Source organism: Kitasatospora sp. NPDC002965 (assembly GCF_040611255.1).
Lineage (GTDB): Bacteria > Actinomycetota > Actinomycetes > Streptomycetales > Streptomycetaceae > Kitasatospora.
The window spans coordinates 1,936-11,957 of sequence record NZ_JBEXNT010000205.1 but is presented as its reverse complement, the minus strand read 5'-3'; the positions used below and the strand labels follow the sequence as shown (position 1 = coordinate 11,957).

General features: G+C 75.0%; 7 protein-coding genes. 6 read left to right on the top strand and 1 reads right to left on the bottom strand.

Translation table 11 applies throughout. From position 1 onward, the window contains the following. Positions 1-324 precede the first annotated feature (324 nt). From ABZY91_RS39635 to ABZY91_RS39610, 6 genes are all read left to right on the top strand, one after another. Positions 325-714, top strand: coding sequence for an ATP-binding protein (locus ABZY91_RS39635; RefSeq protein ID WP_329879748.1), 390 nt, complete (start codon positions 325-327; stop codon positions 712-714). Between the two features lie 339 nt (positions 715-1,053). Beyond that, the gene (locus tag ABZY91_RS39630; RefSeq protein WP_355408822.1) at positions 1,054-4,779 is read left to right on the top strand and encodes a BTAD domain-containing putative transcriptional regulator; all 3,726 of its coding nucleotides are present in this window, start codon (positions 1,054-1,056) and stop codon (positions 4,777-4,779) included. Positions 4,780-5,217: 438 nt separating this feature from the next. Continuing rightward, positions 5,218-5,844: a pyridoxamine 5'-phosphate oxidase family protein gene (locus ABZY91_RS39625; RefSeq protein ID WP_355408820.1), complete on the top strand. Its 627-nt coding sequence runs from the start codon at positions 5,218-5,220 to the stop codon at positions 5,842-5,844. A 61-nt stretch (positions 5,845-5,905) separates the two neighbouring features. Next, positions 5,906-7,234, top strand: a complete 1,329-nt coding sequence (locus tag ABZY91_RS39620; protein ID WP_355408818.1) for an MFS transporter — start codon at positions 5,906-5,908, stop codon at positions 7,232-7,234. A gap of 229 nt (positions 7,235-7,463) precedes the next feature. After that, positions 7,464-8,084, top strand: a complete 621-nt coding sequence (locus ABZY91_RS39615; protein ID WP_329879752.1) for a SigE family RNA polymerase sigma factor — start codon at positions 7,464-7,466, stop codon at positions 8,082-8,084. After that, the gene (locus ABZY91_RS39610) at positions 8,084-8,788 is read left to right on the top strand and encodes a hypothetical protein (protein ID WP_355408816.1); all 705 of its coding nucleotides are present in this window, start codon (positions 8,084-8,086) and stop codon (positions 8,786-8,788) included. The genes ABZY91_RS39615 and ABZY91_RS39610 overlap by 1 nt, the downstream gene beginning before the upstream one ends. A gap of 51 nt (positions 8,789-8,839) precedes the next feature. On the opposite strand, the gene ABZY91_RS39605 is transcribed toward ABZY91_RS39610, so the two are convergent. Next, the gene (locus ABZY91_RS39605) at positions 8,840-9,346 is read right to left on the bottom strand and encodes a DUF6624 domain-containing protein (RefSeq protein WP_355408814.1); all 507 of its coding nucleotides are present in this window, start codon (positions 9,344-9,346) and stop codon (positions 8,840-8,842) included. Positions 9,347-10,022 lie beyond the last annotated feature (676 nt).

Below are 10,022 nucleotides of genomic sequence, written 5' to 3'. Positions count from 1 at the left end.
CTTGTCCGGCGTCAGTGTGGTGAACGAGGTGGTGGACGCGGCCACCAGGCCCTCGGCAGGTCCCACCCCCTCCCTCTGATGCGACCCTTGCGTCGCCGGGGCGGACGACCGGACGGCGGGGCGGGGCCCTCGCTGGGCCCTGAACCAGCGCGACCTCCACGACCCGTCCCACCGTCGTCCCGACCCCACCGCTCGGCGGCCCGCAGCCCGGGGAGAGACGGGTTCGGTCCGCAGGATCGCCGTGGAAGGGTTGGTGCTGCGATACCGGGGAACAAGGGCCGGGTAGGCCGGAGCGGGGCTGTCGCCCCAGGAAGAGGTGACCTGATGGACCTGATGTGCGTCGAGGTCCAAGCCCTCCACTCCGCCTCGTCCGTCGCCGGTGCGCGCGAGCGCGCGCGCAGATTCCTCGGGAGCCTCGTGCCGGTGCCCGCTCCCGGGGCTGCGGAGAGCGTGGTCCTCGTTGTCTCGGAGCTCGTCACCAACGCCCTGCGCCACGGCGGCGGCACGTTCACCCTGGAACTGACCGCCTACACGGACAGCGTCGAAGTGGCCGTGCACGATCACAGCCCGCAGGCCCCGCGCATGCGCACCCCCGACCTCGACGACGGCACCGGCGGATTCGGCTGGCCCATGGTCAACCGCCTCGCCCGAACCACCGCCGTCACCCACCGGGACGCCGGTGGCAAGACCGTCAGCGCCCTGCTCACCCGTTGACGGCCCCGGCCCTCCGTGACGGACCCGGGCCCTCCGTGACGGCCCGGGGCCGCTGCGCCGGTGACCACGCGCGATGTCGCCCCGCCGCCTGGCCGGCGATTCCGCAGGCCCCCGGAACGGGCGGCGGGCAGCACGGGCGCATCCAGAACCCGTTGGTGTTCACCGAGCGCCGCCCGAACCCGTGATCCCGGCGGGATCGTGGCGGACGTCCCTTGTCCGGGGCAATGGTCTGGTCCAGACTGATCATGGCCGAGGTCTCCCGCGGTAGCGGCCGCGCGCGGCCTTCGCCTGCCGCCGTCCGGGGGACGGTGGTGTGTGGCCGGCGGGTGAGGGGATGTCATGTCGGAGAGGGTGACGGCCACCGGGCCGGCCCTGGACGGTCCGTCGGGCGAGCCGGGTCCGTACGGTCCGCGGCTCCGCTCGTTCCGCAGTCGCGCCGGGCTCAGCCAGGAGGACGCCGCTTCGAGGGCCGGGATCAGCACGCGGGCACTGCGCGACATCGAACACGGCCGGGTCCAGCGGCCGCAGGCGCGTACCCTCCAGCAGTTGGCGGAGGTGCTGGGGCTGACCGACCACGAGCTGGACGGCCTGTCTGCCGCCGCCGGTGACGCCGCGCCGCGCGGAGCCCTCCGGCCGCGCCTCCTGATCCTCGGCCCGCTCGACCTCCGGCGCGGCCGGGTCACCGTCCCGGTCACCAGCCCGATGCTGCGCCGGCTGCTCGGACTGCTCGCCCTCAAACACCCCGAGCCGGCCACCCAACAGGAGATCACCGACACGCTCTGGCCGTCCGGGCCGCCCGGGTCCCGGCAGAGCCTGGTGCACACCTACGTCAGCCAGGTGCGCCACCTCCTGGAACCGGACGGCCACCGCGCCGTACCGCGGCCCGCCGTCGTCCGCACGCCGACCGGCTACCGGCTGGAGGACTCCCGGAGCCGGATCGACCTCGGCGGGTTCGACGAGCTGGTCGACCGGGCGCAGCGCGTCCACCGCGGGCCGGAGCGGGAGGCCGGGTACGAGCTGCTGGCACAGGCGCTGCGGTGCTGGCGCGGCCCGGTCCTCGCGGACGCGGACCTGGTGCTGCGCCAGCACCCGGCCGCGGTCGCGGCCAATGAACGGCGGGTGGCGGCGGCGCTGTTGCACGCGGACACCGCGATGTTGCTGGGGCGCGCGGGGGAGGCCGTCCCGGTGCTGGGGGACCTGGTGCACACCGAGCCGTTGCACGAGGGCCTGCACGCCCGGCTGATCCTCGCCCTGGCCGGCAGCGGGGAGCAGGCCGCCGCGCTCCGGGTGTTCGACCGCCTGCGGGCCCGGTTGGACGAGGAGTTGGGGGTCGGGCCCGGCGCGGAGGTCCGTGACGCCCATCTGCGGGTGCTGCGCCGCCAACTGCCGCCCGACCTCCGGCACCCCGGGCTCCCTGGCCCCCTTCCCCTCCCCGAGCGCCCCGAGCGCCCCGAGCGCCCCGAGCGCCCCGAGGGTGTCGAGCGCCCCGGGCAGCTCGGGGTACCCGGGGACGCCGTCGTGGCCGGCCTCCGGACACCGCCGGTCCCGCACCCCGCGCCGGCCCAACTGCCCGCCAGAACCGGGCCCCACATCGGGCGGCAGCGGCAGATCCTGGACCTGGACGCCCTCGTCGACCCCGACCCGGCCCGCCGTCCCCAGATGGTGGCCGTGGTCGGCGCGCCCGGCGTCGGCAAGTCCGCCCTCGCCATCCACTGGGCGCACACCCGGCGCGAGCACTTCCCGGACGGCCAGCTCTACGTGGACCTGCGCGGACGCTCCCGGCTCCCGACGCTGCGGCCGGGCGACGTCCTCGCACAGTTCCTCCGGGCCCTCGGTACCCCGCCGCACCGGCTGCCCCCGGACGAGGACGAGGCCGCGGCGCTGTACCGCACCCTGCTCGCCGACCGGCGGATGCTGGTCCTGCTGGACGACGCGCGCGACGCCGAGCACGTCAGGCCGCTGATCCCGGGTGCCCAGGGCTGCGCGGTGGTGATCACCAGCCGCAGCCGGCTCGCCGGGCTGGTCGCGAGCGACGGTGCCCGCCGGCTCGCCCTGGACGTGCTCGACCCCGAGGAGGGCCGTCGGCTGCTCGGCGGCACCATCGGCGACTGCAACGTCGCGGCCGAGGAGGAGGCCGCCCGCGAGCTGGTGCGGGTGTGCGGCGGCCTGCCGCTGGCCATCCGGATCGCGGGTGCCAACCTGGTGGCCCGCAACGCCACGATCGCCGACCAGTACGCCGAGTTGGCGGGCGACGACATGCTCAGCCGGCTCCACGTCGAAGGCGACCGGAGCTCGGCCGTACGAGCCGCCTTCGACCTCTCCTACAGCGCCCTCCCGGCGCCGGTCCGGCGGATGTTCCGGCTGCTCAGCCTGATGCCGGGACCGGACCTCACCGTGGACGGCGCCGCCGCGCTGGCGGACGCCGCCCCGGCCGAGTCGGCCGGACTGCTGGTCGCCCTGGCCGACGCCCACCTGGTGCAGGAACGGGCGGCCGGCCGTTTCGGGCTGCACGACCTGCTGCGCTCCTACGCCCGCGAACTGGTCGGCAAGGAGGAGGCACACACCGCCCGCCAGCGGCTGTTCGACTGGTACCTCGACCACACCGACGCCGCGGCCCGGCTGCTCTACCCCGCCGAGCCGGCCGCGGACCCGTCCGCCCCCACGGCCCTCCCGGCGGCCTTCCCGGCGGCGCCGCCGACCCCGGTCACCCCGTCCGTGCCCGCCCTCGCCCCGGTCCCCGCGTCCGGACCCGTCGCCGCCCCGGCCATCTCGGACCACGGTCAGGCCGCGCACTGGCTGGACAGCGAGCGGGAGAACCTGGCCGGCGCCGTCCTGGAGGCGTCCGGCGCGGGATTCACCGCCGTCGCCTGGCGGTTGGCCGAGAGCCTCCACAGCTACCTCTCGGCGGGGATGTACACGGGCGACTGCCTCAAGGTCGCCACCGCCAGCCTGTTCGCCGCCGTCGCCGACGGTGAGGTCCGGGCCCAGGCCGCCGCCCAGCTGCGGCGCGCCGAGTGCCACGGGGTGCTCGCCGACGACGAGCGGGCGATGGAACTGGTCGGCCGGGCACTGGAACTCGCCCGGCAGTCCGGTTGGCTCGACGGCGAGGCGCTCGCCCTGCGCCGCATCGGCGCCGCCCACCACGACAACGGCGCCGTCCTGTCGGCGTACGAGCACCTCGTGCAGGCCCGTGCGCTCGGCGGGCGCGACAGCGGACCCGGGGTCGCCGAAGAGCTCGCCGATCTCGGGCAGGTCTGCTGGAAGCTCGGCCGGCTCGACGAGGCCGCCGGACACTTCGCGCACGCCGCCCGGCTGCTCCGGGCGTCCGGATCGGTCGGCGAGGAGGCGGTCGCCCGGACGGCCCTGGCCGTCGTCCACCGCGCGCTGGGGCGTCCGGGCGAGGCGGTCCGGGTGCTCGGCGAGACCCTTCCGGTCCACCTGAAGCACGGTCACAGGCTCGGTGAGAGCGCGGCGCTGAGCTGCCTCGCGGGCGCCTACACCGACCTGGGCGACCACTCCACCGGACGGCTGCTGGCCCACACCGCGCTCGCCGCCGCCCAGGCCCTGGCCGACCGGGCGCCGGAGGCCGACGCCCTCCTCGCACTGGCCTGCGTGCAGGAGCGCGCCCACGACTTCGCCGACGCGGCCGGCAGCTACCGGGAGTCGCTCCGCCTCGCCCGGGCCGCGAACGACGGCTTCCGGCAGACCGCCGCCCTCGTCGGGCTCGCCACGGCCCAGGCACACCTGGAACCGGAGGCCGCCCTGGAGACTGCGGAACGCGCCGTCGCGCTCGGCCGTGCCTGCGGGTTCCGGATGCTCCAGGGCAGCGCGCTCACCGTCCTGGCGTGCTTACGGGTGCGGCTCGGCGAGCCGCGGACCGCCCTGGAGCACGGCCACGAGGCGCTCGCCCTGCACCGTGCGACCGGGCACCGCCCGGGCGAGGCACGCGCCCGGCTGGTGCTCGGCCGGGCGCGGTCGGCGCTCGGCGAGCCGGGCGGCGCGGTCGGGCACTGGCGCGAGGCGCTGAGGCTCTCCCGGGCGATGGGCGCGGCCCGGATCCGCTGAGTACAGGGAGGACGGATCCGCCGGGCGTGGGGCGGCTGTTGTCGGTGGCCCGGCGGCAGGAGGACCGGTTGCGGCAGTTCCCGTAGTTCTGCCGGTGGGGCCTGTCCTGACCGCTGCCTGTCCGGAAGAACCGCAGGTCGGCGGGGGTGCGGCCGTTCTGTTCCGGGCGGTCCGCAGGGCCCGCGGTCCTCTGGCCGGGATGCAGGTGCCCGACCAGGCGGGCTCCGTACGGTGGTCGCACCGCAGGGCCGTTCCCGCGCCGTCGGACGATTTCCGCCCCCGATCGCCCGGCCGACCTGCCCCGACCGCCGACCCACGAGGTGACACCTTGCCGCAGCCCCCAGCACCCCGCCCCGCAGCCCAGCGCGGCTCCCGGACCGCCGCCCCGACCGGTACCTCGACCGGCCCCCGGACCGAATCCCGCGCGGGGAGCGTCGGATGAGCCGCTTCGACCGCCTCGCGTACACCGCCCCGGTGCGCGGGGTACAGCAGCAGATGGGCAGCGCCACGGCGGCCGACCGCCGGCTGCGGGACCCGGCCGAGCAGCCGGAGCCGCTCACCGGGTCCGAGGCCGACTTCATCCGTGGCCTCGACGGCTTCCTGTTCGCCAGCGTGGGCGAGACCGGCTGGCCGTACATCCAGTTCCGGGGCGGCCCGCCCGGATTCGTCCACGTCCTGGACGCGTTCACGCTCGGTTACCTGGACGTCCGGGGCAACCGGCAGTACATCACCACCGGCAACCTTCGCGGCGACGACCGGGTGGCGCTCTTCTTCATCGACCACGCCCGGCAGACCCGCCTCAAGCTGTTCGGCCGTGCGAGCGCCGTCCTGCCCGGTGAGGACCCCGTGCTCGCCGAGCGCCTGGACTCGCCGCGCACCGAGGGCACGGTCGAGCAACTGGTCACCATCCGGGTCGAGGCCACCGCCTGGAACTGCCCCAACCACATCACCCCCCGCTTCAGCGATCGCGAGCTCGCCGATGCCCTGGCCCCGGTCCGCGACCGCCTGGCGCGGCTGGAGCAGGAGAACGCCGCCCTGCGTGCGGAGCTCGCCGCCCGCGCCTGACCGCACAGACCCGTCCCGCCCGACCCACACCGCCCGACCCACGACCTGAGGTTGAACAGCCATGGCAGACCGCACCACCGACCACCCAGCGGCGGCGACATCCGTACAGATCCAGGACCACCTCTCCGGCGCACCGTCCGCCGGCGCACCGGAGGACGGAAGGCCCGGGTCCGTGGCCCGGCCGTCCGGGGAACCGGCGATCTGGTCCCGCAACTTCCGCTACTACTTCACCGCCCGCAGCGCCGGTCTGCTCAGCTGGGCCATGCTGCCGGTCGCGATCTCGGCCGGTCTGCTCAGCGGAGGGTACGGCCTGGACACCGCGGGGTACGCGATGGCCTTCCTGGTGGGCCCGTTCGCCGGCCTGGTGCTGTTCGGCGGGGTGCTCGCCGACCGGTTCACCGCCCGCCGGCTGATGATCGCCGCCGACCTGGCCAACCTCGTTGCCCACGTGCTGCTCGCCCTGCTGTTCCTCCACGGCATCGACCACCTCTGGCAGCTGTACACCCTCCTGGTGGCGGCCGGCACCGCCAACGCGATGTTCCAGCCGGGTTCCGCCTCGACCGTCCCCCTGGTGGCCCGTGACGTGCAGGGCGCGAACGGGATCCTGCGCACCTCCGAGGCGCTCACCGGGCTCGGCGGCCCGGCGCTGGCCGGTGTCCTGGTGGGTTTCGGGGCCACCGGCTGGGTGATGGCGCTCTCCGCCGTCGCCTACGGCACGAGCGCGGTGTGCCTGGCGGCCCTGCGGCTCGGCGCGGTGCCCGCCCCGCCGTCCGGCGGTGGTCTGTGGCACAACCTGGCGGTCGGCTGGCGGGAGTTCCGCGCCCGTACCTGGCTCTGGGGCGTGATCGTGATCTGGATGGTCTTCGCGGTGCTCTCCTGGGGGCCGCAACTGACGGTGGCCGCCGGTGTCGTCGTGCCCGAGTACGGCGCGTCCGCCTTCGGCCTGCTCAACGCCGCCCTCGGCGCGGGCACCGTGGCGGGCGGCCTGCTGGCGATCCGTTACAAGCCGCGACGCCCACTCGCCGCCGGAGCCGTGGCGATCACGACCTACCCGCTCTATCCGCTCGGCATCGTGCTCGGCTGGCCGGTCTGGGCGCTCGCCGCCGCCCAGGTCGCGGTCGGTGTCGGCATCGGCGTCTGGGGCGTCATGTGGGCCACGAGCGTGCAGACCCAGGTCCCGGGCGAGGTCCTCAACCGCGTCCACGCGTACGAGGTCGCCGGATCCGTCGGCATGTACCCGATCGGCAGCGCCCTGGCGGGCCCGGCCGTGGACGCCTTCGGTACCGACCGGGTCCTCCTGGTGGGCGTCGTCGTCGCCTTCCTCACCGCCGTCGCCCTCCTGCTCACCCGCCCGATCCGCACCCTCGGCCGTGTCCCCGTCCGCAGCTGAGGACCCCCCGTGCGCCTGTTCGGCCGGGGCGGGGCCGTGTGGGCGCGCCGTTCTCCCCGTCGCCGTGACCGACCGGCAGGGGGCCGCTCGGTCACGGCGACAGCGCCCGGAAGGTGAGCCGCAGCCCGTAGTCGCGGACAGTGCCGTGCAACCCTTGCGGCGGCGCGGCGGTGAATAGGGCAGAGCGACGGTCCGATCGGGTCGTCGCGCGGAGGCGAAGAGGATTTGGATGACCGCGAGCGTATTGCACATCCCGGTGGAGGACGGGCCGAGGCCCGTGACGGCACCGGCTACTGCGGGCGGCCCCGGCCCGCGTGAGCTCGACTTCGAGGGGTTCGCCGCCACGCGCTGGCGACGGCTGGTGCGCACGGCCTACCTGCTCACGGGCGACTACCACGAGGCCGAGGACGTGGTGCAGGCGACCTTCGCGAAGGTCTTCAGGAACTGGTCCCGGATCAGCCGTCTGGAGGAGCCGGACGCCTACATCCACCGGGCGCTGGTGAACAACAACCTGAGCCGTCACCGGCGGCGTCGCGTCAGGCAGCTGCTCGTGCCCGTCCTTCCCGACCGGGCGTCCACCGCGGGTGGTGGGCACGGCGGCGTCGAGGAGCGCTCCGTGCTGCTCCAGGCGCTGGCGGAGCTGCCGCCGCGCCAGCGGGCCGTGGTCGTCCTGCGCTACTGGGAGGACATGAGCGAGGGCCAGGTCGCCGAGGTGCTCGACTGCTCGCCGGGCAACGTGAAGAGCCAGGCCAGTCGGGGCCTGGCGAAACTGCGCGGCCACCCGGCGCTGGTCTCGTACGCGGTGGGTACCGGTTCAACGATCGACGGCACGGACGGGGGCAACAAGTGATGGACACCGAGGACATGGTGCGCGGCGCTCTGCGGGACGAGGCGGCCCGCGTCGCGGTGGCGGACTGGTCGGCCGGGCCCGTGCGGGCTCACGTGCGCCGACAGCGGCGCGGGCGCCGGGTGGCGATGGGTGCGTCGGCGGTGGCGGCCGCGCTCGCGGTGGTGGCCGGCACGGGGGCGGTACTGTCCGAGCGGCACGGCTCCCGGGCCGTCGCGCCGGCCTCGCAGGCTCCGCAGGTGCCGGAGGGGCCGGCTCCCGAGGCCGTGGTGGTGGAGCCCGGCACGCAGCTGCCGCTGGGCCGCCAGGACTGGTGGATGCAGCTGAAGGACCGGGAGATCTGCGTCCACGACGCTCCCGCCTACGGCAGCGGTCCGGGCTGCAGCGGGTACTCCTGGGCGGCGGGCGCCACCGAGATCACCATGCAGTACTACGGGAACCCGCCGCAGTACCGCGAGGGCCTGTACAACCTCGTCTACCACGGGCCCGGGCAGGTGGCCCGGATGACCATCGAGGTGGAGGGCCGGGCGTACTGGGCCACCGTCGCGTCCCTCCCCGGCGACCCGGGCTACGCCACCGGCTATGTCTGGGGCCCCAGTAGCAAGAGCCCCGACGCCCCGAAGGCGGCGCACCCGCTCGACGGCATCCGACTCGCCGCCTACGACGCCCAGGGGAGGGTGCTGGCGAGCAAGACGCTGTCCTCCTGACCCGGACCGGTTCGGGCCGGGGCGTGATCCGCCGGGCGGGGCCGGGGCGAGTCAGGCCACCGGGAACTGGGCGACGTACTCGCCGAACGGTGGGACGCCTGCCTCGGCCCGCCGGTCGTCCATGCGCTCGGGGTCCTCGCAGGGCCACGGGATCGGCGAGCCGTCCTGGATCCCGGCGATCTGCGTGCCGTAGATCTGCTTGCGTCCTTCGTTCACGAGGGTGCGATCGCGCAGGAAGGCCAGGTCCTGTGGGCTCGCCGAGCCCGCTGCCACCGCCTGTTCCATCAGCCGGAGCGCCCGGCGCTGGACGTCGAGCTGCCGGTCGGCGTGCTGGGCGATCAGCCACGCTGCCCGCGCCGCATCCTCGCCGACCAGGTCCGCGGTGGGCCAGCCGTACGCGTCCATGAGCTCGTGGAGACGGTCTGCGTGCCGGGCGGTCAGGCGACGCCACGCCAGTTGTTCCGCGTAGTCGTCGCTGTTCGCCTGGACGGTGGCCCGGTGGTCCGCCGCAGCCATGTCCGCGAGCTCCGCCGCGACTGCGGCGACTTCGGGTGTCATTCCTGCTCCAAGAATCCCGAGGGGGTGAGTCATGCCGGTCGTTGGCAACCCTAAGCGCGCAAATCGCCACAAAAGATCGTTCTGACGCAGGGTGACAAGCACGTCCGGGTATGGGGATACTTGATCTACTCGCGGAGCCGAAGCCGGACCGACGCCGGGGTGGCCGGCCCCGGGTGACGTGGGCGCCTGTTGTCTCACGTCGCCGTGGCCGGCCCTCACGGCCCTCACGGCCTTCCGACTCCCTTCCCCCGGCATGTGCGGCTTGTCGTTGTGGTGGCCGGGTGCCCCGAGTCCCGCACCGGCGGCCCGCGCGCTCCGGATCAGCGCTCCGGATCAGCGGTCCGGTGTCCGCCTGATCGGCGCGCGCGGTGCCGCCGTCCTGGTTGCTTCCTCCCGGTTCCTGGGGAGGAGACGACCGGCGACCGCCACCTTGCACCCCGGCCCCTGCGCCGGTGGGAATCCGCAGGTCGACGCGTCAACACTTCGGAGAAGGTGGGTTCTTTGCACCACAGGCGAAGAGCGCTGACCAACCTGCACCGCAGGGCCACCGGCCCACCGGCGATCCGGTCCACGGCGACGTGACCGTCCGGGCCCGGACGGTGACGGCGCCCGCGCGGGGGCGGGGCGGGGCGCAGCCGCCCGCCGTGCGGGGGCCGGGCGTGGAGCAGGGGGGGCC

Bases quoted from the DNA above. Each gene is read 5' to 3' on its own strand.
- ABZY91_RS39630 (WP_355408822.1), top strand. From the start codon at position 1,054: ATGTCGGAGAGGGTGACGGCCACCGGGCCGGCCCTGGACGGTCCGTCG.
- ABZY91_RS39625 (WP_355408820.1), top strand. From the start codon at position 5,218: ATGAGCCGCTTCGACCGCCTCGCGTACACCGCCCCGGTGCGCGGGGTA.
- ABZY91_RS39635 (WP_329879748.1), top strand. From the start codon at position 325: ATGGACCTGATGTGCGTCGAGGTCCAAGCCCTCCACTCCGCCTCGTCC.
- ABZY91_RS39620 (WP_355408818.1), top strand. From the start codon at position 5,906: ATGGCAGACCGCACCACCGACCACCCAGCGGCGGCGACATCCGTACAG.
- ABZY91_RS39605 (WP_355408814.1), bottom strand. From the start codon at position 9,346: ATGACACCCGAAGTCGCCGCAGTCGCGGCGGAGCTCGCGGACATGGCT.
- ABZY91_RS39615 (WP_329879752.1), top strand. From the start codon at position 7,464: ATGACCGCGAGCGTATTGCACATCCCGGTGGAGGACGGGCCGAGGCCC.
- ABZY91_RS39610 (WP_355408816.1), top strand. From the start codon at position 8,084: ATGGACACCGAGGACATGGTGCGCGGCGCTCTGCGGGACGAGGCGGCC.